Origin of the sequence: Nonomuraea longispora, from assembly GCF_004348345.1 — a bacterium.
Taxonomy (GTDB): Bacteria; Actinomycetota; Actinomycetes; order Streptosporangiales; family Streptosporangiaceae; genus Nonomuraea; species Nonomuraea longispora.
In genome coordinates this window covers 1-24,745 of sequence record NZ_SMJZ01000070.1, presented here as the reverse complement: position 1 = coordinate 24,745, position 24,745 = coordinate 1, and the positions used below count along the sequence as shown (strand labels likewise).

Below are 24,745 nucleotides of genomic sequence, written 5' to 3'. Positions count from 1 at the left end.
ATACAAGCGTATATGACGTACGTATATCCACATGGAGGCAGTCGATGATCCCACCGGGACCGAAACTCCCCGCGCTGGTGCAGACCGCGCGTTTCATGGCCGCGGCGCCGGGCGCGTTCGAGGCCTACCACCGCAGGTACGGCCCGATCTTCACCGTCCGGTACGCCGGCTTCCCCCCGGAGGTCTACGTGACGACCGCGGAGCTGGCCGAGCAGGTCTACCGGACCGACCAGGACGGCGGGCAGGCCGGCGCCGCGCGGCGCGACTTCCTCCAGCACCTGGTCGGCGCGCACTCCGTGCTCACGCTCGACGGCGAATCGTGGTGGCGGCACCGCAAGACGCTCAACCCGCCGCTGCGCGCCAAGCAGGTCGCCGGCTACCACGACGAGATCGCCGCGATCGCGGCGGAGAAGATCGCGACGTGGCCGCTCGGCAGGCCCTTCGCGTTGCGCGACCGCATGCAGGAGATCACGCTGGAGATCATCATCCGGCTGGTCTTCGGGATCAGCGACACCGGGCGCGTCAGCAGGCTGCGGGCGCTGCTGCCCGCGCTGATCAGAACCGGCGGTTCCATGCAGGTGGCGATGCTGCCCGACCGGCTGCGCGGCCCCGCCGCACGGGTGCCGATCACGCCGTACGCGAAATTTCTGCGGCTGCGCACCGCCGTGGACACGATCCTGTTCGACGAGATCCGCCGCAGGCGTGGCACGACCGGCGGCACCGACGTGCTCGGCCGGCTGCTCGGCACCGGGCTGGACGACCAGGAGATCCGCGACGAGCTGATCACCCTGCTGATCGCCGGCCACGAGACGACGGCGACGGGCCTGGCCTGGGCGTTCGAGCGGATGTTGCGGATGCCCGAGGTGCTGGAACGCCTGCCGGACGACGATCCCTACCTCGACGCGGTGGTCAAGGAGGTGCTGCGCGTCCGGCCCGTCGTCTATGAGGCGCCGCGGCTGCTCGGCTCACCGCTCCGGCTGGGCGGCTACGAGATCCCGGCCGGATGGTACGCGGGACCGTACATCCCGCTCGTGCACCGTGATCCCGCCGCCTTCGCCGAACCCGGGGAGTTTCGCCCGGAGCGGTTCCTGGCGGGGCACCAGAACAGGGGCTGGATGCCCTTCGGCGGCGGGCGGCGCTTCTGCGTCGGAGCGCAGCTGGCGCTCCTGGAGATGCGCGTCATCATCCGGGAGGTGCTGTGCCGCCTGGAACTCACGGCGCCCGATCAGGCGCCGGAGGCCAGGCGGCTGGCGAACGTGACGCTCGCGCCCGCGAGGCTGACTCGCGTCATCGCCCGCGCTCGGACTCCTGCTCGGACTGAGTAGGAGAGTCCTCGCGTCGCGGGTCGGCGCCCAGCTCCTGGCGGAGCCGGTCGTAGTCGATGTGATGGTTGGTGTACTTCAGCTGGCGAGCAACCTTCGTCTGCTTCGCCTTGGCTCTTCCTCGGCCCATGGCTACTCCCCTCGTCCCCGCTGTCATGCTATCCAACAACGTTACGACTTGAAGAATTATGCAACTGAACTCGATTAGTCTGGCAACATGCACGTGGAGGTCTATCAGGCCAAGGCCGACTTCTTCCGAACGCTCGGCCACCCCGCTCGCATCCGAGTGTTGGAGCTGCTCCAGGAAGGGCCACTTCCCGTCAGGGACCTGCTGGCCCAGATCGACATCGAGGCTTCGAGCCTCTCACAACAGCTCGCGGTCCTGCGCCGGGCAGGGATCGTGAGCGCCATCCGCGAAGGCAGCACGGTGGTCTACACGCTGGCCACTCCAGAGCTCGCCAACCTGCTCGGCACCGCCCGGCGCATCCTCACCGACATGCTGGCCGACCAGGGCGAGCTCCTCGCGGAGCTGAGAGCCGAGGTCACCTAGCCGGCGCATCACGACCGACAATGCGGGCGGAAAGGGCAGATCCGCTAGGCTTCGGGCATGGTCTCCGAGCTGTTCGATCCCAAGGCGTGGCAGGCGGTCGAGGGATTCGAGTTCACCGACATCACCTACCACCGGGCGGTCGACCAGGGCACCGTGCGCATCGCGTTCGACCGGCCCGAAGTGCGCAACGCCTTCCGCCCGCAGACGGTCGACGAGCTCTACCGCGCCTTCGATCACGCCCGGCAGACCACCGACGTCGGATGCGTACTGCTCACCGGCAACGGCCCGTCGCCCAAGGACGGCGGCTGGGCCTTCTGCTCGGGCGGCGACCAGCGCATCAGGGGCAAGGACGGCTACCAGTACGCCGACGGCACGCCGGCCACCGGGCGCCTGCACATCCTTGAGGTGCAGCGCCTGATCCGATTCATGCCCAAGGTCGTGATCTGCGTGGTGCCCGGCTGGGCCGCGGGCGGCGGCCACAGCCTGCACGTTGTGGCCGATCTCACACTGGCGAGCGCGGAGCACGCCCGCTTCAAGCAGACCGACGCCGACGTGGCGAGCTTCGACGGCGGTTTCGGCTCGGCCTACCTGGCGCGGCAGGTCGGTCAGAAGTTCGCCCGCGAGATCTTCTTCCTCGGCGACACCTACACCGCGGCCGACGCCCACCGCATGGGCATGGTCAACGCCGTGGTCCCGCACGACGAGCTGGAGGCCACGGCCCTGGAGTGGGGCCGGAAGATCAACGGCAAGTCGCCGACGGCGCAGCGCATGCTCAAGTTCGCCTTCAACGCGATCGACGACGGCATGGTGGGGCAGCAGGTGTTCGCGGGCGAGGCCACGCGACTGGCGTACATGACGGACGAAGCGGCCGAGGGGCGCGACTCGTTCCTGCAGAAGCGCGAGCCCGACTGGTCGCCGTTCCCCTGGCACTACTGAGCCGATGCGGATCACGGTGCCGGAGGCGCTGACGGCCTCGCACGTGAAGTACGACGGAGAGGCCGGCCGCGCCTGGTCGGCCGGCCTGCCCGCGCTGGCCGAGCGTTACCTGGAGGAGTGGGGGCTGCGGCTCGACGGCGAGCCCCGTCACGGGGTGGTGTCGCTGGTGCTGCCCGTCGTCCGCGACGACGGCACCGAGGCGGCACTCAAGCTGCAGCCCGTCACCGACGAGAACGCCACCGAGGCCATGGGGCTGGCCACGTGGGCGGGTGACGCGTCGGTGCTGCTGCTCGAGTCCGACCCGGCGACCGGCACCATGCTGCTCGAACGACTGTCGGCCGACCGGCCGCTGTCCAGCATGCCGGACGACATGGAGGCGCTGGGCGTACTCACCGACCTGCTGGCCCGCCTGGTGGCCCATCCCGCCCCCGAGGGAATGCGCCGGCTCGGCGACATCGCGCAGGCCATGCTCGACGACGTGGACAAGGCGCTCCCGCGACTGGCGGACGAGCACCACCGCCACTGGATGACGTGGTGCGCCTCGGCGGTCGCCGAACTCGTCCACGAGCCCGGCGACCGGCTGCTGCACTGGGACCTGCACTACGACAACGTGCTGGCGGCCGGGCGGGAGCCGTGGCTGAGCATCGACCCCAAGCCGCTGGCCGGCGACCCGGGGTTCGACCTGATGCCCGCCCTGGACAACCGCTGGGACGACGTGGTCGCGACGGGTGACGTGACCCGGGCGGTGCTCAGGCGTTTCGACCTGATGGTCGACCGGCTCGCGCTCGACCCCCGGCGGGCGGCGGGCTGGACGATGGGCCGGGTGTTGCAGAACTTCCTCTGGGAGGTCGAGGACGGCACCCACGCCGAGAGCGAGTGGATGCGCATCCAACTCGCGGTGGCCGAGGCCGTGCGGCACCGGCAGTGACCCACAGGGGCAGCATGATCTACCCCCTGCCGTGAGGTCACGTCGCACACTGTTATGGGAACTTTTCCTTTTACTCAGTCTTTATGTAGATATAGTCCGACTGGACACACACGGGGACGGGGCACGCCGAGGTGGGATGACCGAGTTCGTAGACACCGCATTCAGCTTCCCAACAGTCATTTTCAGCATCCTTCTCATCGTGGTCGTGCTTTATTGGCTGGCCGTGATCACCGGCCTGTTCGGGGTGGACGACGACGCGGCCTGGCTGGGGCTCGGGGGAGTGCCCGCGGGGATCACGCTGTCGTTGCTGACCGCGGTGACATGGATGTTGTGCCTGGCCGGCAGCCAGATGGTGAGCGGCGGCCTGCTGGTCGCCGTACCGTTCGTCGCCCTCGCCGGCGGCTGGCTCGCCGCCCGTGGCCTGCTGCTTCCACTGCGCCCGCTCTTCCGTGAGGGGGACCGGTCCTCGCGCGCCGACTTCATCGGCCAGATGTGCGTGATCCGCACCGGCGAGGCCACGCCCGCCTTCGGCCAGGCCGAGGTCAGCGCCGCGGACGGCGCGTCCGCGATCGTGCAGGTGCGCACGACCGGGCTGGACCGCCTGGACCGCGGCGCCACCGCCCTCATCTTCGACTACGACAAAGACGGCGAATTCTTCTTGGTCATGCCGTACGAAAGTGAGCATTGATGGACGTCATCTCTACGGGGCTCGGCATTCTCATAGCGGTAGTCGCGATCATTGTCATCGGGCTACTCGTCCTCATCGGCCGCCTTTTCCGCAAGGTCGAACAGGGCAAGGCGCTGATCGTGTCGAAGATCAACAAGGTCGATGTGACGTTCACCGGCAAGATCGTCCTGCCCGTCGTCCACAAGGCCGAGGTCATGGACATCTCGGTGAAAACCATCGAGATTCATCGCACCGGCCGCGAGGGCCTGATCTGCCGCGACAACATCAGGGCCGACATCAAGATCACGTTCTTCGTCCGCGTGAACAAGACCACGGAAGACGTCATCAAGGTCGCCCAGGCCATCGGCACGGCCAGGGCCAGCGACGAGCAGACGCTGCAGGAGCTGTTCAACGCGAAGTTCTCCGAGGCGCTGAAGACGGCCGGCAAGCACCTGGACTTCGTCGACCTCTACACCAAGCGCGACGAGTTCCGCGACGAGATCATCCGGCTCATCGGCACGGACCTCAACGGCTACAGCCTCGAAGACGCCGCCATCGACTACCTTGAGCAGACCTCCCTGGCCCAGCTCGACAAGAGCAACATCCTCGACGCCCAGGGCATCCGCAAGATCACCGAGCTGACGGCCATCGAGCACGTGCGGACGAACGACTTCCGGCGCAACGAGGAGAAGGAGATCACCCGCCAGAACGTGGACGCCCGCGAGGCCATCCTCGAACTGGAGCGCCGCCAGGCCGACGCCGAGCTCAAGCAGCGCCGCGAGATCGAGACCGTCAAGGCCCGCGAGGACGCGGAGATCGCCCGCGTACAGGCAGAGGAGCGGCTGCGCGCGCAGGCCGCCGGCATCAGGACCGACGAGCAGATCGGCGTCCAGCGGGAGAACCAGCACCGCGAGATCGCGGTCGCCGAGAAGAACCGCGAGCGCGTGATCGCCATCGAGTCCGAGCGGATCGAGAAGGACCGTCTGCTGGAGGTCATCGCGCGCGAGCGGGAGACCGAGCTGTCGCGGATCGCGAAGGACAAGGAGGTCGAGACCGAGAAGCGCTCGATCGCCGAGGTCATCCGCGAGCGCATCGCGGTCGACAAGACCGTGGCCGAGCAGGAGGAGAGCATCAAGCGGCTGCGCGTGGTCGAGGAGGCCGAGCGCACCCGCCAGCAGGTGATCATCGCCGCCGAGGCGGAGGCGCAGGAGAACCTGGTCAAGGACATCAAGGCGGCCGAGGCCGCGGAGGCCGCCAGCAAGTTCAAGGCCCGCGAGGAGCTGGTGCTCGCCGAGGCCAGGCAGCAGGCCGCCGAGCTGGACGCGCGGGCCAAGATCCGGCTGGCCGAGGGTGTGCAGGCCGAGTCCGCCGCCGACGGGCTGGCGCAGGTCCAGGTCAAGGAGCGCGACGCCGATGCCATCGAGAAGGTCGGCCGCGCCGAGGCGCTGGCGCTGAAGGAGAAGCTGGCGGCCGAGGCCGACGGCGCCAGGGCCATGGCGCTGGTCGACGGCGACCGGCTCAAGGCGCAGGCCGAGGGCGAGCAGGCGATGGCGTTCGCCACCGCCGCCGCGGTCGGCGAGAAGCTCAAGGCCGAGGCCGAGGGTCTCACCGAGAAGGCGGCCGCGATGGCCGCGCTGGACGACGCCAGCAGGGAGCACGAGGAGTACCGCCTGCGGCTCGAGGCCGACAAGGAGATCCGCCTCAAGCACATCGACGTGTCGCGGCGCGTGGCCGAGTCGCAGGCCAGCGTGCTGGCCGCCGGGCTGGCCAAGGCCAACATCGACATCGTCGGCGGCGACACGATGTTCTTCGACAAGGTGGTCGGCTCGATCACCGCGGGCAAGGCGGTCGACGGATTCATCGGGCACTCCGAGATCGCGGGCGCGCTGACCAGGCCGTACGTCAACGGCGAGGCCAGCCTGGCGGCCGACCTCGCCGACGTGGTGAGCGGCGTGCGTACCGAGGACCTGAAGAACCTGACCGTGTCCGCGCTGCTCCTGCAGCTCATCAAGAACGGCGGCCCGCAGTCGTCGGCGCTGGGCGAACTGCTGGAGACGGCCCGCCGGCTGGGGGTGGCGGACTCGCCGGTGGCCGCGCTCGCCGGGGCGAGGAGCTGACCCTCTGTGACTACGCTCGAAGCCGGGCCTGGGCTGGAGGCGGGGACGTACGAAGTCCTCAGGAACCGGCTCCAGGCCCAGGCCAAGGCCCTCGCGGCGGCGGCCGAGGCGGTCAACCAGGAGCGGCTGCGCGTGTTCGGCGGCGCGGAGCTGCGCCTGCTGGGCACCGAGCGGATCCGCACGGAGCACAACTGCGTCCCCAGGGACATCGTCTCCCTGGGTGACGTGATGTTGTTCGGCTACAACGTCTTCATCGGGCTCAAGCCGGAGACGACGGTGGGCGACGTGTTCGCGGTGCACCGCTTCTCCAGGGACGGCGACGCCTTCCGGTTCGACGCCGACAGGCTGGAGACGCTGGAGGACCCGGCGTTCGGGAAGGACTTCGCCGAGCTCTACCGCTACTACAAGGAGACGCGGCTGCAGCAGCTCCGGCGGGTGGAGGGCAAGCTGCTGGCGGTGTTCAGGACGGGGCCCGGGGACCTCCGGGTGTTGCGCTGGGCGGTCAGCACCGGCGGAGTGGCGAAATATCTGGATAACAGGGGTGAGCGTGACCACGTCTTCCCCCCGTCCCACGACTTCGAGTGGACACCCACCACCCGCGACGACCACGTGCTCGGCCGCCACCCGCACATCTCCATCGCGGGCGAGGTGTTCGTCGAGACCGTCGGCGGCGACCTCACCATCAAGGTCGAGGACAACACGGAGACCGGCGCCGGCGTCTACTCCGAGCCGGTCGCCGAACCCCTGCAGAGCCTCGCGGACGCCGACGTCGAGTACGCCAGGGTGGGGCCGCTCATCCTCATGCGGATCAAGCCGTACAAGGAGACCGACTGGCGGCACCTGGTCTTCAACGTGCGCACCAGGTCCGTCGTGCGGCTCGACGGCATCGGGCAGGCCTGCCGGCGGCTGCCCGAGGACCAGGGGCTGATCTTCCCCGGCGGCTACTACCTGGCGACCGGGGTCAGCAAGACGTTCGACACGGACGTGACCGACCTGGAGTTCGAGCGGGTGGTCCGCTCCCCCAACGGCGAGGACGTCCTGTACGTCTTCCACGCCAGGGGCGACGGGCGCTCACTGCTGCTGCCGTACAACGTGATCAGAAAAGAGGTGGCCACGCCCCTCGTCTGCCACGGCTACTCGTTGTTCGAGGACGGCACGATGGTGGTCTTCCGCGCCACCTCCGAGGAGCCGACCCGGGTCCACCCGATGCAGGTCTGGCAGACCCCGTACGTCTCCGACACCTACGCCGCCGCCCAGCCCGCGGGCACCGGCCCGCTGGAGCGCATCGGCAACGCCGAGCTGGTACGCGGCATCTCCGACTGCCTGTCCGTGTCGCGCATGGTCGAGGAGATGGCGCCGTCCGCGGGGACGTTCGAGGGCCTGATCGCCGCGTGCACGCGGGCGTTCGACTCCTACCACTGGCTCGGCGACCACGGCCTGCGCGGCCCGCTGTCCGACGTACGCGCCACCGCCGAGCAGGTGCTCGACGAGTACGAGAACGTCGAGCAGCTCACCAGGCAGGCCGAGCGCACGCTCACCACGGCGACGGAGGAGACCACCCGCCTGCTACGCCGCGCCCAGGCCGACGACCCGGTCACCGCCGACGCCTGGGTGAGCCTGCTGGCCACGTTGCGCAGGGCCCAGGGCCACCTGGTGACGCTGCGCGAGGTCCGCCACGTCGATCTGGCCGCGCTCGACGAGCTGGCCGCGTCGGTGTCGGAGGAGTTGGACTCGGTGGGCCGGCGGGCGGTCGCGTTCCTGGAGGGCGCGGACGCGTTCACCGCCTACCACGCCGCCGTCGAGCGGCTGGCCGCCGAAGCCGCCGCGATCACCACAGCCGCCGAGGCGGAGCCGGTCGCCGAGCGGCTGGCCGAGCAGTCGGAGGGGCTGGAGGTGGTGACGGAGGTCGTCGGCTCGCTGGAGATCGCCGACGCCACCGTGCGCACGTCCATCCTGGGCCGCATCGCCGAGGTGCTCGGCGGCGTCAACCGCGCCAGGGCCGTCCTGGACGGCCGCCGCCGTGAGCTGCTCGGGGCCGAGGGGCGGGCCGCGTTCGCCGCCGAGTTCGCCCTGCTGGGGCAGGCCATCACGGGCGGGCTGGCGATCGCCGACACCCCCGCGAAGTGCGACGAGCAGCTCGGCCGGCTGATGTTGCAGCTGGAGAACCTGGAGTCGCGCTTCGGCGAGTTCGACGACTTCGCCGCGCAGTTGTCGGCCAAGCGGGAGGACGTCTACGAGGCGTTCTCGTCCCGCAAGCAGACCCAGCTCGACGAGCTGGCCCGCCGCGCCGACCGCATCTTCGGCTCCGCCGAGCGGGTCCTCGCCAGCGTCACCCGCCGCATCGGGTCGCTGTCGTCGCTCGACGAGGTGAACACCTACTTCGCGACCGACCCGATGGTGGCCAAGGTCCGCTCGGCCGCCGGCGAGCTGCGAGCGCTCGGCGACGCCGTACGCGCGGAGGAGCTGGACGGGCGGGTCAAGTCGGCGCAGCAGGAGGCCGCGCGTTCGCTGCGGGACCGCCTGGACCTGTTCGCGGACGGCGGCGAGACGCTGCGCCTCGGCCACCACCGGTTCGCCGTCAACACCCAGCCGATCGACCTGACGCTGGTGCCGCACGTGGAGGGCGACGGCGAGCGCACCTCCATGTACTTCGCCATCACGGGCACCGACTACCGCGCGCCCGTGCCCGAGTCGTTCGCCGACACCTGGCCCTTCTGGGACCAGCTGCTGGTCTCGGAGACGCCCGACGTCTACCGGGCCGAGCACCTGGCCGCCTCGCTGCTCGACTCGCTCACGCCCGGCACGCCCCTGGCCGACCTGGTCCGGCAGGCCGCCGAGTCACGTTATGACGAAGGCTACGAGCGGGGCGTGCACGACCACGACGCCACGATCATTCTCGACGCGCTCGTACGGCTGTGGGAGGGAGCCGGGCTGCTGCGCTACCCGGCCGAGGTCCGCGCGGCCGCCCAGCTGTTCTGGGCGTTCGGGCTGGACGAGGTTTCACGTAAAACATGCGCCACCCGGGCGCTGTCGCTGGTGCGGGCGCGCACGGTCTTCGGCGACGCCTCCGCCCTCGGTGCGCTGGCCGCCGAGCTGGGCGCCGCCGTCGCGGAGTTCATGACCGGTCTGCGTACGGACGTCGCGCCTGACGCGGGCCTGGCCGGCGAATACCTGGTCGAGGAGCTGGGCGGCCACCCCGCCGGGTTCGTCACCAGCAAGGGTGCGCGCGACCTGCTGGACGCGTTCCGCCACGAGCTGGGCCCTGCCAAGGTGCGCGAGTTCGAGGAGGACCTCAAGGCGGTCGCATTGCCCGAACGCCTCCAGCTGGCGCAGGCGTGGATCTCCGCCTTCCGCGAGGGCCCCGAGGTCGTCGAGGCCATCGCCGTGCAACTGTGCGACCTGCCCCGCCACGACTCCAGCGCCGCCACGACCGAGACCGTGGACGGCCTGCTCGGGTCCCACCCCCGCATCGCCGGCCGCACGCTGGAGATCAGGCTCGACGAGCTGCTCACCAGGACGCGCAGGTTCAGGCGGGAGCGGGTCCCCGCCTACCGCGCCTTCCAGCGCCGCAGGAGCGAGCTGGTCGAGGCGGAACGGCGGCGGCTGCGCCTGGACGAGTACCGTCCCAAGGTCATGAGCGCCTTCGTCCGCAACCGCCTGCTGGACGAGGTGTACCTGCCGCTGATCGGCGACAACCTGGCCAAGCAGCTCGGCGCGACCGGCGCGGGCAAACGCACCGACCAGATGGGCCTGCTGCTGCTCATATCGCCGCCCGGCTACGGCAAGACCACCCTCATGGAGTACGTGGCCAGCCGGCTCGGCCTGGTCTTCGTCAAGGTCAACGGCCCGGCGCTGGGCCACGACGTCACCTCGCTCGACCCGGCCGACGCGCCCGACGCCACGTCCAGGCAGGAGGTGGAGAAGATCTCGTTCGCGCTGGAGACGGGCAACAACACGCTGCTCTACCTGGACGACATCCAGCACACCTCGCCGGAGCTGCTGCAGAAGTTCATCTCGCTGTGCGACGCCCAGCGCCGCATCGAGGGCGTGTGGAACGGCCGCACCCGCACGTACGACATGCGCGGCAAACGGTTCGCCGTGTGCATGGCGGGCAACCCGTACACCGAGTCGGGGCAGCGCTTCCGCATCCCCGACATGCTGGCCAACCGGGCCGACGTGTGGAACCTGGGCGACGTGCTGTCCGGCAGGGAGGACCTGTTCGCGCTGAGCTACATCGACAACGCCCTCACCTCCAACCCTGTGCTCGCGCCGCTCGCCGGCCGCGACCGCGCCGACGTGGAGCTGCTGGTGCGGCTGGCCAAGGGCGACACGACGGTACGGCCGGACCAGCTCGGTCATCCCTACACCAAGCCGGAGCTGGACCAGATCCTCAGCGTGTTGTCCAAGCTGGTGCGGGTGCAGGAGGTCATCCTGGCCGGCAACCGGGCCTACATCGCCTCGGCCGCCCAGTCCGACGCCGCCCGCACCGAGCCTCCGTACCGGCTGCAGGGGTCGTACCGGAACATGAACAAGCTGGCCGAGCGCATCGTGCCCGCGATGAACGACGACGAGCTCGAAGCGCTGATCGACGACCACTATCTGGGCGAGGCGCAGACGTTGACCTCGGACGCCGAGGCGAACCTGCTCAAGCTGGCCGAGCTGCGTGGCCGGCTGACCCCCGTCCAGGCCGAACGCTGGGCGGCGATCAAGGCCGCCTACCTCAGGGCCAAGGCGCTCGGAGGATCCGAGGACGACCCGATGACCAGAGCCGTCGGCGCGATCGGGCTGCTGGCCGACCGCGTCGGCGAGGTCGGCACGGCCATCAGGGAGTCCGAGCGCTGACGCGCGGCCGTGGCGGGTCGCTCGCGTACGCCGGCGGCCCGCCGTGGGAAGGTCACTCGCCTGGCTGTGCCGCTACGAGGCGGGCCTGTGACACCGTCGCGTCGCTCGCGGGCACGAGCGGCAGCCGTACGTCCGGGGTGGGGATCAGGCCCTGGGCGTGCAGCACGCCCTTGAGCACCGTCGGGTTGGGCTCGGCGAAGAGCGCCGCCGAGAGCCGGGCCAGCCGGTGCCCGAGCGTCCTCGCCCGGGTGACGTCGCCGGCGTGCCAGGCGTCGGCCAGTTCGGTGAAGCGCGCGGTCTCCAGGTGCGCGGAGGCGAGGATCCCGCCGGCCGCGCCGAGCGCCAGCAGCGGCGAGATGAACGCGTCGTCGCCGCCGAGCACCTCGAACCCCGCGGGCAGGTCGCCGAGCAGGGCCACGGCGTCCTGGTCCAGGCCCGCCGCGTACTTCACGCCCGCCACCATCGGGTGCGCGCCCAGGCGGCGCAGCGTGGCGGCTCCGACCGCCTGCCCGGTCCTGTAGGGGATGTGGTAGATCACCAGCGGCACCGGCGTCTCCTCCGCCAGCGCCTCGAAGTGCGCGACCACGCCGCGCTCCCCCGGCCGCAGGAAGGAGGGGACGGTCACCAGCGCCGCCCCCACCCCCTCGGGCAACTGCCGCAGCGCCCTGGCCGTGGACCGGGTGTCGTTGCCCGTCACCCCGACCGTCAGCAGCGCCTGGCGCTCCGCGCAGACCCGCGCGCACACCTCGATCACCAGCGCCCGCTCCTCCGGATCGAGCGCGGCCACCTCGCCGGTGGTGCCCAGCGCGACCAGGCCGGCCGCGCCCTGGTCGAGCACGTGGCCCGCGAGCTTCTCGACCGCGTCCGCCGCCACCTCTCCCGAGGAGGTGAACGGGGTGATCAGCGGTACGTGGATTCCTCTCAGCATGCTTCGAGCGTGCCGCGCGCGAACCCGTTAGGTCCAGCACTGATTTCTTGGCCAGACGTTAAGCTGGCCTTATGCTCGACCCGCGCAAGCTGCTCCTGCTCCGCGAGCTCGCCAGGCGCGGCACGATCGCCGCTGTGGCACAGGCCGTGACGTTCACGCCCTCCGCCGTCTCCCAGCAGCTCGCCGCGCTGGAGCGGGAGGCGGGCGTGCCGCTGCTCGAACGCACCGGCCGCACCGTGACGCTGACGGCCGCCGGCCACCTGCTCGTCGAACACGCCCAAGCGGTGCTCGAACAGCTCGAACGCGCGTCCGCCGCGCTCGCCGCCACCCGTGGCGGGCCCTCGGGGCCGCTGCGCGTCGGCGCGTTCCCCACGGCGGCCAGGGTGCTGCTGCCTCCCGCGCTCGCCGCCCTGACCGGCGCACACCCTGGGCTCCGGCCCATGGTCGCGGAGATCGACCCCGCCGACGTCTCGGCGGCACTGCGGGCGGGCGAGCTGGACGTGGCGCTCGTGCACGAATACGACTCCGTGCCACCGGTCACGGACGCGTCCATCGAGACCGAGCCGCTGTTCAGCGAGCCGATCTACCTCACCGACCGCCCCTCGGTCGCCGCCGCCCGCGCCGACGCCTGGATCACCAACAAACCGGGCACCCTCTGCCACACGATGGCGATCAGGGCCTGCCAGGCGGCCGGGTTCGAGCCCTCGGTGCGCCACCACATCGACGACTTCGACACCGTGCTCGCCTTCGCGGCGGCCGGCCAGGGGGTGGCGCTCGTGCCCCACCTGGCGGCGATCAACCCACCGGCCGACGTACCACTCACCCGCCTGCCGCTGCGCCGCCGCACGCTGGCCGCCTTCAGAAAGGGGTACGGCGAACACCCGGCGGTCCTGGCCGCCGTCTCCGCCTTCCGCACGGCCGCCGCCCGCCTGCCGCTCTGACCCGCCGCCCGGATCGTCACCTGTCGAGTACGGCGTCCAGCAAGGCGCCGGCGCTGTCCATGCCCGCGTCGTACTCGCCGGCCGTCACCGCCACCACCAGGTCCTCGCCGGGTGCCACGAGCAGCCGCTGGCCCCCGTTGCCGATGCCCTCGTACAGGCGGCGTCCGCCGGTGCCGATGTACCACTGGAAGCCGTACCGGAACTCGTCCTCTATCACCATGCGGGGCGTGAGCATCCGCGTGATCCACTCGCCGGGCACGATGTCACGGCCGCCGTCGAGCACCAGCCGCCCGACCGCCGCCAGGTCGAGCGGGCGCAGCCGCAGCCCCGCCGCGGCCGACTCGATCCCGTCGTCGCCCTTGGTCCAGCCGAAGTCGCCGATCCCGAGCGGCCGGAACAGCGCGCTCTCGGCGTACTCCGTCAGCGGCCGGCCCACGCCGCGCGCGATGACGGCCCCGAGCAGCGCCGTCGCTCCCCCGCAGTACGCCCACCGCTTCCCCGCCTCCTCGACGACGGGCCGCTCCAGCACGAAGCGGTGCCGGTCGGGCGCGAGCTCCATGGCGATCTCGCTGTTGGCCGGGGACGTGTAGGGGGCGTCCTCGTTCCATTCGAGGCCGAGCGTCATGGTGAGCGCGTGTTCGATGGTGAGGTGCGCCCGCCCGGGATCGGCCACCAGATCCGGATATTCGGGGAACTGTCGCACCAGCCCTTCACCGGGCTCCGGCACCAGCCCCTCGCCCAGCGCGATCCCGTACAGCAGTCCTACGACGCTCTTGGACACCGACCGCAGGTCGTGCAGGGTGTCCCGGTCGAACACGACGTGCCCCAGGTCCTCGCCGAGCCGGTGGTCCCGTCCGGCTCCGTAACGTTCGAGCACGACCTCCCCGCCTCGCATCACCACGAGTCCGTGGAAGTGGGGCGCCTTGCCCGCTCGCAGGACCTCATCGACCCGCTCGGTCATGGCCACGATGTTTCCTCCCTGACAGTCGGCACATCAGGCATACAGCCTCACACCGTGTCAGGCACAACTTCCTGGCAGGATGTTCGCTTTCAGGCCGCTTCGGTGACGTCGGCCGCCGAGAGCGGCGCCGCGATGGCCTCCAGCCCCTTGCGCTCGGCCTTGACCCCCAGGAACAACTCGACCAGCCCTCCGGCGATCATCACCAGCGCGCCGATGCTGAACGCGAGCGCCGTGTCCCCCGGCACGCCGCTCTCCACCAGGTTGGCGAAGACCAGCGGCCCGGCGATGCCGCCGCAGGCCGTACCGACCGCGAAGAAGAACGCGATCGCCATCGCCCTGGTCTCCATCGGGAAGATCTCGCTGACCGTCAGGTACGCCGAACTCGCCCCCGCCGAGGCCACGAAGAGCACCACCGACCAGCAGGCGGTCAGCGTGACCGCGGTCAGCGCCCCCTGGCTGAACAGCCAGGCGGTGCCGAGCAGCAGCAACCCCGACCCGATGTACGTCGCCGAGATCATCGGAATCCTGCCCACGGTGTCGAAGAGGTGGCCGAGCAGCAGCGGGCCGAGGAAGTTGCCGACCGCGATCACGGCGAAGTAGTAGCCGGTGTTCGTGGTGATGCCGAAGAAGGTGGACAGGATCTGGGCGTACCCGAAGGTGATGGCGTTGTAGAGGAACGCCTGCCCGACGAAGAGCGACAGGCCGAGCACGGTCCGCTTGGGATAGAGGGCGACCATGGTGTGCGCGATGCGTACGAACCCGATGGACTTGCGCTGGTGGATGGTCATCGACTGCGACGGCTGCGGCAGGTCCTCGTTGATCCGCTGCTCGACGTCCTCGACGATCTTCTCGGCCTCGTCGCCCCTGCCGTGGATGAACAACCAGCGCGGGCTCTCCGGCACGTTCCGGCGTACGAGCAGGATCGCCAGGCCCAGCACCACGCCCAGCCCGAACGCGACCCGCCAGCCGATGTTCACCGGCAGGTCGTTCAGCAGGGGCACGGTCAGCAGCGCGCCGCCGGCCGCGCCGAGCCAGTAGCTGCCGTTGATGATGATGTCGATGCGCCCGCGGTGCCGGCTCGGGATGAGCTCGTCGATGGCCGAGTTGATGGCCGCGTACTCGCCTCCGATGCCGAATCCCGTCACGAACCTGAACAGGAAGAACCACCACACGCTGAATGAGAACGCGGTCAGCAGCGTCGCCGCCAGATAGACCAGCAGCGTGATGATGAACAACTTCTTGCGGCCGAACCTGTCGGTCAGCCAGCCGAAGAACAGCGCGCCCGAGCAGGCCCCCGCCACATAGAGCGCCGCAGCCGTGCCCGCCACCTGGGCCTGGCTGATGTCCAGGCCGCTTCCGGGCTTGGCCAGCTGCGCGGAGAGGTTACCGACGATGGTGACCTCGAGCCCGTCGAGGATCCACACGGTGCCCAGGCCGATGACGATCATCCAGTGCCAGCGTGACCACGGCAGCCGGTCCAGCCGTGCGGGCACCTTCGTGGTTGTCGTGCCGGTCTCCACGTCGCTCATAAGGCCATTTCGATACCCGCCGAGCGAGAGGCAAACGTTCTCCCTATGCGACAGGGCTTCTGGCCTCGAGGATCTCCGTGCGGGACCACGGCCCGCCGTACCAGAACCGCCAGCCGGCGTCGCGCCGCCGCACGTCGACGACGCCGAGGGAGCGCAGCGTGTCCTCGTACGCCCGGGTGTGGTGCGGGTCGGCGATCAGGATGAGGCCGCCGGGCCGCAGCACCCGCAGCGCCTCGCGTACGGCCTGCTCGCGGCCCTGGCGGCGGGCGATGGCGTGGATGGCCTGGTCGGAGACGACCACGTCGAACGCGTCGTTCTCGAACGGCAGGTCACGCAGGTCGCCCACCACCAGCGACACCCGGTCGGCGACTCCTTCCCGCTCGGCGTTCGCGCTCGCTCGCGGCGCTTCCCTGGCGTGCTGGTCGAGGCCGGTCGCGTGGCCCTCCGGCAGCCGTTCCGCGGCCAGCGTGAGCACGGCGCCGCGTCCGCAGCCGAGATCCAGCAGGCGTTCGCCGCCCTCCAGCCGATCCAGCTCCGCCGCCCAGACGGCCCGCTTGCCGCGCCGCGTCGTGTAGAGGTGGCTGCCCGCGCTGGCCAGCGTGTACGTGCCGCCGAGCAGGAAGGCGACCCCCGCCTCCGGGACGTCGAACGTGAACGACACCGCCGTGAGCGCCGCGAGCGTGACCGCTCCGAGGAGTAACCCCGCCAGCGCCCAGGGTGCGTCGAACCCGTAACTACCGTGCCGCTTGCCCACATTCACGTTATATCTCAAGCTTGTCTTGACCGGGAATTGACCGAACCCTGCCCTGGCGCACCGTCACCAGCACATTACGCATAACTAGGGTGACTTGGATGGGCACGCATTGGGGGTTTGACCAGGCATGACAGGGAGAGAACGAGGATTTGGCCTGGGAGCGAGCATCGCGCTGACCATGGGGGCGGCCATGTTGTGGGGCGTGGCGCACCTGGCGGTCGAACGTCGCCGGTCCGGCCTGGCCCTCATGGTGGCGTACGTGCTGATGCTGGCCGGTGTGCTCACCGTGGTCACCGCGTACAGCGCCAACCTCCTGTCCCTGGCCGTCCAGCCGCGCTGGCTGACCGTGCTCACCGTAGCGCTGGTGGCGATCGCCCTGGCCTGGACCGGCGTGATCGTCTGGTCGTTCGTGCTCGTACGTCCTCCGCGCTCCGACCGGATCGGCCGTTTCCTGACCACGACGCTGACCGTCGCGCTCTGCGCTCTCATCCTGGCCCCCACCGCCTACGCCACCAGGATCGCCTACCTGTCGCGGGACGTCGTGAACACGTTGTTCCCGTCGAGCGCCGACAGCACGCCCATCATGGCCCACGATCCGTGGAACGGCGCGGAACGTGTGCAGTTCCTGCTCCTGGGCGGCGACTCGGCGCCCGGTAGGCCCGGCGTGCGCACCGACAGCATGACCGTGGCCAGCGTGGACACCGCGACGGGCGCGACCACGCTGTTCGGCCTGCCCCGCAACCTGCAGCGGGTGCCGCTCCCCCACGGCCCGGCCAGGTCGCGGTTCCCGTTCGGCTTCACCGGCGCGGGCACCGACACGCCGGGCCTGCTCAACGAGATCTTCCAGTACGCGGAGGACCACCCGGACGTGGTGCCGGGCGTGCCGAAGGGCCGGCGCGGCCCCGCCCTGCTCAAGGAGACGATCGGCGGCATCCTCGGCGTTCCCGTGCAGTATCACGTGCTGGTCGACATGAAGGGCTTCGCGGAGCTCGTCGACGCCATGGGCGGCGTACGCGTCACCATCAAGGACCCCATCGTGTACGGCCGCAACCGCGAGGGCCTGCTCCCGCCGGGCACGCGCAGGCTCTCCGGCGAGGAGGCCCTGTGGTACGGCCGCTCGCGCACCGACAGCGATGACTATGTTCGCATGGGACGGCAGAAGTGCCTGCTCAACGCGGTCGTCAAGCAGGCGGAGCCGATGACCGTGATCAACAGTTTCGAGCGGCTGGCCACGGCCGCCAAGCGTACGATCTCCACCGACCTGCCCCGGGACGTGCTGCCGGCGGTCGTGGAGTTGTCGCAGAAGGTGAAGAGCGCCAAGGTCCGCAGTCTCAGCTTCGTGCCGCCGCTGATCGACACGGCGAACCCCGACTGGGGCCTCATCCGCGACACGGTCTCCGACTCCCTGAGGGACCGCCCGTCCACCAAGACCGTGCCCACGCGCGAGCAGCCGGCCACGACGCCGAAGCCGGACAACCCGATCAACCTCGACGCCGCCTGCGGTTAGACCCTCTCGTCCAGGTGGTCGGCGTAGTAGGCGATGGCGCGGTCGTACCCGCCGGCCTGGTCGGACTCGGCGACCACCTTGAGCAGGGTCGTGACCGCCTCGGTGCAGCGCCCGGCGTTGTGCAGCGCCATCGCCGAGAACGTGCGCAGCGCCCCGTCGCCGGGGAACTCCTTCAACCCTCGTTCGAACGTCTCCAGCGCCTCGGCGTGCCTGCCGAGCACCCGCAGCGTGCTGCCGTACCCCGTGAAGGCGCCCAGCCGGTCGGCCTCGCTCAGCCCTTCGCCCGCCAGCGCGCGCTCGTAGTAGGGCACCGCCTCGGCTTCGAGGCCGAGCGCGTCGTGCGCCCAGGCCGCCTGGTAGGACGTCTCGGCATCATCGGGATGCCGCCGGGCCAGGTCGACGAGGAGCCGCCGGGCCTCCTCTCCCTGACCTTCCTCACGCAGGTGGACGGCGCGCGCCAATTCTTCGTTTCGCATGCGCCGAGTGTGGCATGATAGTGCCCGACAGAAACGGTAACGATTTTCATCCCCACAAGGAGGCGCCGTGAGAGTGGCGTTCGTCGGAAAGGGCGGCAGCGGCAAGACCACGATGTCGGCGCTGTTCGCGAGGCACGTGGCGAGCCAGGGCCGGCCCGTGGTCGCCATCGACGCCGACATCAACCAGCACCTCGCCCTCGTGCTCGGCCTCGACCGGCAGCCCGAGCCGCTCGGCGCACACCTCACCGAGATCAAGGAGCGCCTGCGCGGCTCCAACCCGCGCATTCCATCGGCGGAGGCCATGGTCAAGACCACCCCGCCCGGTCGCGGCTCCACGCTGCTGAGCTTCGACGACCTCGCCACCGACCCGCTCGGGCTCACCACGCCCGACGGCCTGCGCCTGCTGGCGACCGGCCCGTTCAGTGAGGACGACCTCGGCGTGGCCTGCTACCACTCGAAGGTCGGCGCGGTCGAACTGCTGCTCAACCACCTGGTCGACGGGGCCGGATCCTACGTGGTGGTCGACATGACGGCCGGCGCCGACTCCTTCGCCTCCGGCCTGTTCACCCGGTTCGACCTGACGTTCCTCGTGGCCGAGCCGACCAGGCAGGGCGTGAGCGTCTACCGGCAATACCGCGACCATGCCGCCCAGTACGACGTGGCACTCGCCGTGGTCGGCAACAAGGTGCACGGCGAGTCCGACGTCGACTTCCTGCGCGAGCACGTGGGTGACGATCTGCTCACCTGGATGGAGCACTCGGCCGCCGTCCGCGCCATGGAGCAGGGCCGCCACTTCACGCTCGACGACCTTGAGCCGGGCAACGCCGACGCGCTCTCCCTGCTCCGCAAGACCCTGGACGAGCAGGAGAAAGACTGGGAGCGCTTCGGCCGGCAGACCGTGGAGTTCCACCTGCGCAACGCCCGCGCGTGGGGCAACGAGCGCACCGGCACCGACCTTGCCGAGCAGATAGACCCGGGCTTCGTCTACGGGCCCTGATCACGCGACTGTCCCCCTCCAGGCATCTGGAGGCTCTCTCCATCCCCGCCTAGCGTCACATTTGACCCGTTTCGAGAGGAGACAGCATGTCGCTGACCGTTCCGAACGATCTGCTCGACCAGGCCAGAGCCGGTGACGTGGACGACGCGGCCTTCGTCGCGTGCGTCCGCGACTCGCTGCCGTACGCGTGGTCGCTGATAAGCGACCTGGCGAGCCGGCGCGAGCAGACCGGGGCCGAGTTCGAGGACAACACGGTGCCACCGCCGTCCGAGGAGGCCCGCGGCCAGCTCCTGCGCTGCCTGGCGAGCGACGCGATGCGCGGTGCGCTGGAGCGCCACTTCGGGGTCCGCCTGGCCTTCCAGAACTGCCACCGGGTCGCCGTCTTCGACCCGACGGCCACGAAGGCCCTGCACGAGTTCGTCACTCCGCGAGCCCAGATCCTCAACCAGAAACCGGAGCTGGTGGACTGCTGATCCCTCCCGGTGACCCGGCAGCCCGCCGGGTCACCGGGCCAGCAGCGGCAGCACCTCGGCGCCGAAGCGCCTGATGTTCTCCAGCGTGCGCCGATGGTCCCCCAGGCCCTCGACCATCAGGATGAAGTGCTCGATCCCGGTCCGCTCCGCCGTGCGCAGCAGGGTCTCCGCGCAGTGCCCGGCCGACCCGACCGGATGGATGCGCGTCAGCAGGTCCACGTACGCCGGGACGTCCCTCGAAGCCCGTGGCCGGCCGTCCACCGGCACATATCCCGCCAGCCCAGGCCCCAGCCACCGCGGCAACGACTCCTTGAGCTCCCGCACCGCCAGGGCCGTCGAGTCGGCCACGTACGCGACCCCCGCCGCCACGTGCCCGGCCGCCGTGCCCCCGCGCGCCGCGTAGTCCGCCACCAGCGCCGCCTTCTCCCCGTCCCCGACGTGCATGCCGAGCAACATGGGCAGCCCGCGCTGCGCCGCCAGCCCCACCGTCGGCCCTGAGGTGCACGCGACGACCGGCCGCATCGGCGCCTCCGGCACCACCCCGACCTCCCTGAACCGGAAGAACTCCCCGTCCGCCGCCACCCGTCCCGTCGAGAGCGCGTCGAGCAGCACGTCGAGCGACTCCCCGAACCCCCGCTCGAACCGTTCGGCCCCCGTTCCGAACACCTCCAGGTCCACCCACGGACCGCCCCTTCCCACGCCCAGCGTGAACCGCCCGCAGGAAAGGTGGTGCAGCATGGCCGCCTGCTCGGCCAGCGCCACCGGATGCTGCGTGGACAACACGCTCACGGCCGTGCCGAGCCCGATGCGCGTCGTCCTGCCGGCGGCGACCGCCGCCAGGGTCGTGGCCGACGGGCACACGCCGTACGACATGAAATGGTGCTCGGCGATCCACGCGTCGTCGAACCCCGCCTCCTCCGCCGCCACGACCAGCTCGACGGCGTCGGACAACACCCGCCCGGCTTCCTGGCCGGGAAACTGCGCCGCGATCAGAAAGATGCCGATTCGCACCTGATCCATCATGACGGCTCAGCCGGCAGGAGGCGGCCGGTCAGCCGAAGAGCGTCGCCTGACCTTCGCCCGCCAGCGGGTCGCGGTGCTGCTTGAGATGCCGCCACTGCGGGAGACCGTCCAGGTAGGACCACGAGAGCCGGTGGTGCGGGGTGGGCCCCAGCCGCGCGAGGGCCTCCTGGTGCAGCGGCGACGGGTAGCCGGCGTTCTCGGCGAAGCCGTACTCGTCGCAGCCGATCGTCCCCATGTAGGCGTCGCGCCGCACCTTGGCCAGCACGGACGCCGCCGCGACCGAGATGCTCGCCGCGTCGCCTCCGATCTCCAGCCGCACCGGCCAGGGCGCTCCGATGTAGTCGTGCTTGCCGTCGAGGATCACCGCGTCGGGGCGTACGGGCAGCGCCTCCAGCGCCCGGCGGGCCGCCCTGCGCAGGGCCTTCGTCATGCCGAGCTCGTCGATCTCCTCGTGACCGACCTCGCCGTAGCCGACGCCCGCCGCCCATGCGGCCAGCTCGGCCGCGAGCGGCGCGCGTTTGGCGGCGGAGACCTGCTTGGAGTCGGTCAGGCCAGCGGGCGGCTCGGACAGGTCGGTGACCACGGCGCAGACCGTCACCGGCCCCGCCCACGCGCCCCTGCCCACCTCGTCGACGCCCGCGACAGTGCGGACGCTGGGCTGGGAGAGCAGGAGGTGCTCGATGTCGTACGTCGGCGCCATGAACGCAGACGCTATCGCCTCCAAGGCCGCCCCCGTGCGGGGTCGCCGGCGGAACGGCGGCTCACTCGCCGAACGACCGGCCCACCACGTCCTTGGCCGAGCGGGCCGGCCCGTCGGGCCAGTCGGCGAGCATGTTGTCGTCGGTCCGCCGGCGCTCCGCCGGGCGTACCGGTTCGAGGTCGGCCGCGATGTAACGGGCGGCCACGTGGATGGCCCGCAACGTCACCGACACCGACGGCCGGTTGACGCTGGAGCCCCTGGCGACGGCGTGCACCACGCGCCTCACCGGGTTGCCGGGGAACTGCCGTACGGCCAGCCCCCGCACCCCGGCGGCCAGCGCGAGCGCGGGCACGGCGGCGATGCCGATGCCCTTGGCGACGAGCGACAGGATGGTCCCCAGCCCTTCGAACTCCCACGGCGTCGGCCGGGTGCCGCCCACGTCGACCAGGAGGCGGTCCACGGCCAGCCGCGACGGCTCGCCGTCGGGTGTGGCCATCCACGCCTCGTCGCGCAGCTCGCGCAGGTCGAGCGGGACGTCGGGGTCGGCCAGGCGGTGCTTGCGCGGCACGACCAGCACCAGGGGGTCGTGCAGCAGGGGGAAGACCCGCAGGCTCTCGCTGTCGCGCACGCGGCCGTACCAGTCGTCGACGAGCGCGATGTCCACCTCGCCGGACTGCACCTCGCGCAGCCCGCGCCCGGACCGGCTCTGCCCCAGACGCAGCGTGAGCTGGGTGTGGCGGCGCAGCGAGCGGGCGAGCGCGGGCGCGAACGCGACCGCCGCCGTCGGGAACGCGGTGACGACCACCCGTCCCGCCGGTGTGCCCGCGTGGGCGGACAGGTCGGACTCGGCCTCCTCGACCATGGACAGGATGCGCTCGGCGTGCATGACGAGCCGGCGGCCCGCGTCGGTGAGCTCCGCGCTGCGCGCGGTCCTGTCGATCAGCGCCGTGCCGGTCTCGCGTTCGAGCGCGACGAGTTGTTGCGAAACCGCCGAAGGACTGTACCCCAGCGACTCGGCGGTCGCCGAGATGCTTCCTCGGCGTGCGAATTCGCAGATCAGCACCAAACGCCGCAATTCCAGCATCAGACTTCCTTACGCCTACCCATGAAAAGCCTCGCTTGTCCTGATGCCTGAAGGCAACCACCCTGGGAACGTGACAAACATGACGGTAACTCTGTCCGCCACTTTGGCGGCGAACGAGGACATCGAACGAAGACGACGCGCCGGGGAACGTGTGCTGCACCTGGCCTTCGGTGAGGCCGGTCTGCCCGTCCACCCGGCGCTGCGCGAGAGGCTGGCCGCCGCATCGGAGCACAACGGCTACGGACCGGTCGCGGGGGCGTCCGGACTGCGGGTCGCGGCGGCGGGCTACTGGACACGACGGGGGCTCATCACCGACCCCGAACTGGTCGTCTGCGGACCCGGCAGCAAGTCGCTGCTGTACGGCCTGCTCCTGGCGATCGGCGGAGACATCGTCTTGCCCATGCCCAGCTGGGTCAGCTACGCCGCGCAGGCCGACCTCGTCGGCGCCCGCCCCATCCTGGTGCCCGCACCTCCAGGAGAGGGCGGAGTGCCCGACCCCGACCTGGTGGCCGCCCAGGTGCGGCTGGCCAGGGCGCAGGGCAGGACCGTGAGCTCGGTGCTGGTCACGCTCCCCGACAATCCGACGGGACGGCTGGCCAACCCGGCGACCGTGGGCCGCCTGGTGGAGGTCGCCCGCGAACTCGATCTCATGATCATCTCAGATGAGATCTACCGCGACCTGCTGCACGACCCCGACCTGCCGTACACCTCCCCGGCCGACCTCGCACCCGAGCGCTCGATCGTCACCACCGGCCTCAGCAAGAGCCTGGCTCTGGGCGGCTGGCGGATCGGCGTCGCGAGGCTCCCCGACGGCGGGCACGAACTGCGCGCCCGCCTGCTCGCGGTTGCCAGCGAGATCTGGTCGGCGCCTGCGGCACCCGTGCAAGAGGCCGCCGCCTACGCCTTCAGCGACCCCCGCGAGCTGACCGAGCGCATCACCCGCAGCCGCCGGCTGCACGGCCTGGTCGCACGTGCCGTGCACGACAGGTTCGCGGAGATCGGCGCCGACGTGCCCACCCCTCAGGGCGGCTTCTACCTCTACCCCGACCTCAGCCATCTCAGGCTCGGCGGCTCCGCCGAGATCACCAAACTCCTGCTGGAGAACCACGGCATCGGTGTCCTGCCGGGGCACGCCTTCGGCGACGACCCCGCCGCCGCCCGGATGAGGGTGGCGGTGAGCCTGCTCTACGGCGACACCGCACAGCAGCGGCTGACCGCTCTGACCAGCCCCGACCCGCTCGAACTCCCGTGGATCGCGGCCAATCTCCACCATCTGTCGATGGGCCTGAAGGACCTCTCGCTCGTACGTCACGGCGCGACCGCCGGGCCGGACCCCGCCCTCGTCGCCGCGCACTGAAGCGGTCCCCCGGTAGGCCCACCAAGCCGGAGAAACCGGTCCCCCACCCCCACGAGGGGTCGTCGACCTGCGGAGACAACCCTGTCCGCAGCTGACCGGCCCGCGCACCGGCAGGTGTCATGATCGTTCTTCCCGTCACGGCCCCGCCCGAAATCACTGGGCGGGGCCGGTATTTTTGCCTGCCCGCCGGCGCTCTGTATGACACGCCCCCGCGTGTGCCCGGTGTCGCCTGAGTGTCATACCCAGCCGGCCATCAGCATCCAGGGGCGAGTTCAACGCCTGATCAACGGCGGATCAACGCCTCGGTGAACGGTCAGCCGGCGTCTAGGTGACGAGCAACGATGGATCTATCATCTGGTACCAAATCGTTCCATTGCTTGGAGACAGACGGCATGGCTGGTCAGAGCGTTCCAGGCGGGCTGCGGTTCGCCGTGCTCGGTCCTGTCCGCGCGTGGCGCGATGGCCGGGAACTCGACCTCGGCACCCCGCTGCAGCGCTCCATTCTCGGCATGTTGCTGCTGCGGGAAGGGCACGCGGTCACCCCCAACGAGATGATCGACGCGGTCTGGGGTGAGGAAGCGCCGCCGCGCGCTTTGGGCGCCCTGCGCACCTACGTCTCCAGGCTCCGTACGGTGCTCGAACCCGACCGGCCC

At 70.6% G+C, this 24,745-nt stretch carries 22 protein-coding genes; 13 read left to right on the top strand and 9 right to left on the bottom strand.

Translation table 11 applies throughout. The features are described 5' to 3' along the window. Nucleotides 1-44 precede the first annotated feature (44 nt). Nucleotides 45-1,325 (top strand): cytochrome P450, encoded by a 1,281-nt coding sequence (locus E1267_RS19590; RefSeq protein ID WP_165959685.1) that lies wholly within the window; start codon nt 45-47, stop codon nt 1,323-1,325. On the opposite strand, the gene E1267_RS19585 is transcribed toward E1267_RS19590, so the two are convergent. Beyond that, on the bottom strand, nt 1,288-1,452 hold the full coding sequence (locus tag E1267_RS19585) for a DUF3073 domain-containing protein (RefSeq protein WP_132334025.1): 165 nt from the start codon (nt 1,450-1,452) through the stop codon (nt 1,288-1,290). The two genes, E1267_RS19590 and E1267_RS19585, sit on opposite strands and share 38 nt — an antisense overlap. Nucleotides 1,453-1,539: 87 nt before the next feature. Here E1267_RS19585 and E1267_RS19580 point away from each other — a divergent pair, with 87 nt between their 5' ends. The 6 genes from E1267_RS19580 (at nt 1,540) to E1267_RS19555 (ending at nt 11,362) form a co-directional block, all read left to right on the top strand. Next, nucleotides 1,540-1,872, top strand: coding sequence for an ArsR/SmtB family transcription factor (locus tag E1267_RS19580; RefSeq protein ID WP_132334024.1), 333 nt, complete (start codon nt 1,540-1,542; stop codon nt 1,870-1,872). 57 nt (nt 1,873-1,929) lie between these two features. Beyond that, nucleotides 1,930-2,808 carry a 1,4-dihydroxy-2-naphthoyl-CoA synthase gene (locus E1267_RS19575; RefSeq protein ID WP_132334023.1) on the top strand — a complete coding sequence of 293 codons (879 nt, stop codon included), beginning with the start codon at nt 1,930-1,932 and terminating at the stop codon, nt 2,806-2,808. Between the two features lie 4 nt (nt 2,809-2,812). Next, entirely contained in the window at nt 2,813-3,736 is a 924-nt protein-coding gene (locus tag E1267_RS19570; RefSeq protein ID WP_132334022.1) for an aminoglycoside phosphotransferase family protein, read from the top strand. A gap of 199 nt (nt 3,737-3,935) precedes the next feature. Continuing rightward, the gene (locus tag E1267_RS19565; RefSeq protein WP_246064027.1) at nt 3,936-4,424 is read left to right on the top strand and encodes a hypothetical protein; all 489 of its coding nucleotides are present in this window, start codon (nt 3,936-3,938) and stop codon (nt 4,422-4,424) included. Continuing rightward, a complete protein-coding gene (locus tag E1267_RS19560; protein ID WP_132334020.1) occupies nt 4,424-6,520 on the top strand; it encodes a flotillin family protein in 2,097 nt (698 codons plus the stop codon). Before E1267_RS19565 ends, E1267_RS19560 begins: the two co-directional genes overlap by 1 nt. A 6-nt stretch (nt 6,521-6,526) precedes the next feature. Beyond that, nucleotides 6,527-11,362 (top strand): DNA repair ATPase, encoded by a 4,836-nt coding sequence (locus E1267_RS19555; protein WP_132334019.1) that lies wholly within the window; start codon nt 6,527-6,529, stop codon nt 11,360-11,362. A 52-nt stretch (nt 11,363-11,414) separates the two neighbouring features. On the opposite strand, the gene E1267_RS19550 is transcribed toward E1267_RS19555, so the two are convergent. Next, nucleotides 11,415-12,290: a 4-hydroxy-tetrahydrodipicolinate synthase family protein gene (locus E1267_RS19550; protein WP_132334018.1), complete on the bottom strand. Its 876-nt coding sequence runs from the start codon at nt 12,288-12,290 to the stop codon at nt 11,415-11,417. Nucleotides 12,291-12,361: 71 nt separating this feature from the next. On the opposite strand from E1267_RS19550, the gene E1267_RS19545 reads away from it, so the two are divergent. Further along, nucleotides 12,362-13,231, top strand: coding sequence for a LysR family transcriptional regulator (locus tag E1267_RS19545; protein ID WP_132334017.1), 870 nt, complete (start codon nt 12,362-12,364; stop codon nt 13,229-13,231). Between the two features lie 16 nt (nt 13,232-13,247). On the opposite strand, the gene E1267_RS19540 is transcribed toward E1267_RS19545, so the two are convergent. From E1267_RS19540 to E1267_RS19530, 3 genes are all read right to left on the bottom strand, one after another. Continuing rightward, on the bottom strand, nt 13,248-14,192 hold the full coding sequence (locus E1267_RS19540) for a serine hydrolase domain-containing protein (protein ID WP_246064033.1): 945 nt from the start codon (nt 14,190-14,192) through the stop codon (nt 13,248-13,250). An 89-nt stretch (nt 14,193-14,281) separates the two neighbouring features. Then, entirely contained in the window at nt 14,282-15,721 is a 1,440-nt protein-coding gene (locus E1267_RS19535; RefSeq protein WP_132334015.1) for an MFS transporter, read from the bottom strand. Nucleotides 15,722-15,764: 43 nt separating this feature from the next. Continuing rightward, nucleotides 15,765-16,475: a class I SAM-dependent methyltransferase gene (locus E1267_RS19530; protein ID WP_132334014.1), complete on the bottom strand. Its 711-nt coding sequence runs from the start codon at nt 16,473-16,475 to the stop codon at nt 15,765-15,767. Between the two features lie 127 nt (nt 16,476-16,602). Between E1267_RS19530 and E1267_RS19525 the strand changes: the two genes are divergently transcribed. Beyond that, a complete protein-coding gene (locus tag E1267_RS19525) occupies nt 16,603-17,982 on the top strand; it encodes an LCP family protein (protein WP_246064024.1) in 1,380 nt (459 codons plus the stop codon). Here E1267_RS19525 and E1267_RS19520 read toward each other — a convergent pair. Next, the gene (locus E1267_RS19520) at nt 17,979-18,458 is read right to left on the bottom strand and encodes a tetratricopeptide repeat protein (protein WP_132334013.1); all 480 of its coding nucleotides are present in this window, start codon (nt 18,456-18,458) and stop codon (nt 17,979-17,981) included. The two genes, E1267_RS19525 and E1267_RS19520, sit on opposite strands and share 4 nt — an antisense overlap. Nucleotides 18,459-18,525: 67 nt before the next feature. On the opposite strand from E1267_RS19520, the gene E1267_RS19515 reads away from it, so the two are divergent. Then, nucleotides 18,526-19,455 carry an ATP-binding protein gene (locus E1267_RS19515; protein WP_132334012.1) on the top strand — a complete coding sequence of 310 codons (930 nt, stop codon included), beginning with the start codon at nt 18,526-18,528 and terminating at the stop codon, nt 19,453-19,455. Between the two features lie 86 nt (nt 19,456-19,541). Further along, nucleotides 19,542-19,928, top strand: a complete 387-nt coding sequence (locus E1267_RS19510; RefSeq protein ID WP_132334011.1) for an SCO5389 family protein — start codon at nt 19,542-19,544, stop codon at nt 19,926-19,928. 30 nt (nt 19,929-19,958) lie between these two features. Here E1267_RS19510 and E1267_RS19505 read toward each other — a convergent pair whose 3' ends face one another. The 3 genes from E1267_RS19505 to E1267_RS19495 form a co-directional block, all read right to left on the bottom strand. Beyond that, nucleotides 19,959-20,939 carry an LLM class flavin-dependent oxidoreductase gene (locus tag E1267_RS19505; RefSeq protein ID WP_132334010.1) on the bottom strand — a complete coding sequence of 327 codons (981 nt, stop codon included), beginning with the start codon at nt 20,937-20,939 and terminating at the stop codon, nt 19,959-19,961. A 40-nt stretch (nt 20,940-20,979) separates the two neighbouring features. Beyond that, nucleotides 20,980-21,651, bottom strand: coding sequence for a ribonuclease HII (locus tag E1267_RS19500; protein ID WP_132334009.1), 672 nt, complete (start codon nt 21,649-21,651; stop codon nt 20,980-20,982). 61 nt (nt 21,652-21,712) lie between these two features. Then, the gene (locus E1267_RS19495; protein WP_246064023.1) at nt 21,713-22,735 is read right to left on the bottom strand and encodes a LysR family transcriptional regulator; all 1,023 of its coding nucleotides are present in this window, start codon (nt 22,733-22,735) and stop codon (nt 21,713-21,715) included. A gap of 79 nt (nt 22,736-22,814) precedes the next feature. On the opposite strand from E1267_RS19495, the gene E1267_RS19490 reads away from it, so the two are divergent. Both E1267_RS19490 and E1267_RS19485 read left to right on the top strand, forming a co-directional pair. Continuing rightward, nucleotides 22,815-24,092 (top strand): pyridoxal phosphate-dependent aminotransferase, encoded by a 1,278-nt coding sequence (locus E1267_RS19490; protein WP_132334008.1) that lies wholly within the window; start codon nt 22,815-22,817, stop codon nt 24,090-24,092. Between the two features lie 392 nt (nt 24,093-24,484). Further along, nucleotides 24,485-24,745 (top strand): AfsR/SARP family transcriptional regulator (locus E1267_RS19485; RefSeq protein WP_132334007.1); only part of this gene is annotated, 261 nt, incomplete at its 3' end.

What these genes read in the sequence shown, in the direction of transcription:
- E1267_RS19590 (WP_165959685.1), top strand. Translation starts at nt 45, where the DNA reads ATGATCCCACCGGGACCGAAACTCCCCGCGCTGGTGCAGACCGCGCGT.
- E1267_RS19585 (WP_132334025.1), bottom strand. Translation starts at nt 1,452, where the DNA reads ATGGGCCGAGGAAGAGCCAAGGCGAAGCAGACGAAGGTTGCTCGCCAG.
- E1267_RS19580 (WP_132334024.1), top strand. Translation starts at nt 1,540, where the DNA reads ATGCACGTGGAGGTCTATCAGGCCAAGGCCGACTTCTTCCGAACGCTC.
- E1267_RS19575 (WP_132334023.1), top strand. Translation starts at nt 1,930, where the DNA reads ATGGTCTCCGAGCTGTTCGATCCCAAGGCGTGGCAGGCGGTCGAGGGA.
- E1267_RS19570 (WP_132334022.1), top strand. Translation starts at nt 2,813, where the DNA reads ATGCGGATCACGGTGCCGGAGGCGCTGACGGCCTCGCACGTGAAGTAC.
- E1267_RS19560 (WP_132334020.1), top strand. Translation starts at nt 4,424, where the DNA reads ATGGACGTCATCTCTACGGGGCTCGGCATTCTCATAGCGGTAGTCGCG.
- E1267_RS19550 (WP_132334018.1), bottom strand. Translation starts at nt 12,290, where the DNA reads ATGCTGAGAGGAATCCACGTACCGCTGATCACCCCGTTCACCTCCTCG.
- E1267_RS19545 (WP_132334017.1), top strand. Translation starts at nt 12,362, where the DNA reads ATGCTCGACCCGCGCAAGCTGCTCCTGCTCCGCGAGCTCGCCAGGCGC.
- E1267_RS19540 (WP_246064033.1), bottom strand. Translation starts at nt 14,192, where the DNA reads ATGACCGAGCGGGTCGATGAGGTCCTGCGAGCGGGCAAGGCGCCCCAC.
- E1267_RS19535 (WP_132334015.1), bottom strand. Translation starts at nt 15,721, where the DNA reads ATGAGCGACGTGGAGACCGGCACGACAACCACGAAGGTGCCCGCACGG.
- E1267_RS19525 (WP_246064024.1), top strand. Translation starts at nt 16,603, where the DNA reads ATGACAGGGAGAGAACGAGGATTTGGCCTGGGAGCGAGCATCGCGCTG.
- E1267_RS19520 (WP_132334013.1), bottom strand. Translation starts at nt 18,458, where the DNA reads ATGCGAAACGAAGAATTGGCGCGCGCCGTCCACCTGCGTGAGGAAGGT.
- E1267_RS19510 (WP_132334011.1), top strand. Translation starts at nt 19,542, where the DNA reads ATGTCGCTGACCGTTCCGAACGATCTGCTCGACCAGGCCAGAGCCGGT.
- E1267_RS19500 (WP_132334009.1), bottom strand. Translation starts at nt 21,651, where the DNA reads ATGGCGCCGACGTACGACATCGAGCACCTCCTGCTCTCCCAGCCCAGC.
- E1267_RS19495 (WP_246064023.1), bottom strand. Translation starts at nt 22,735, where the DNA reads ATGCTGGAATTGCGGCGTTTGGTGCTGATCTGCGAATTCGCACGCCGA.
- E1267_RS19490 (WP_132334008.1), top strand. Translation starts at nt 22,815, where the DNA reads ATGACGGTAACTCTGTCCGCCACTTTGGCGGCGAACGAGGACATCGAA.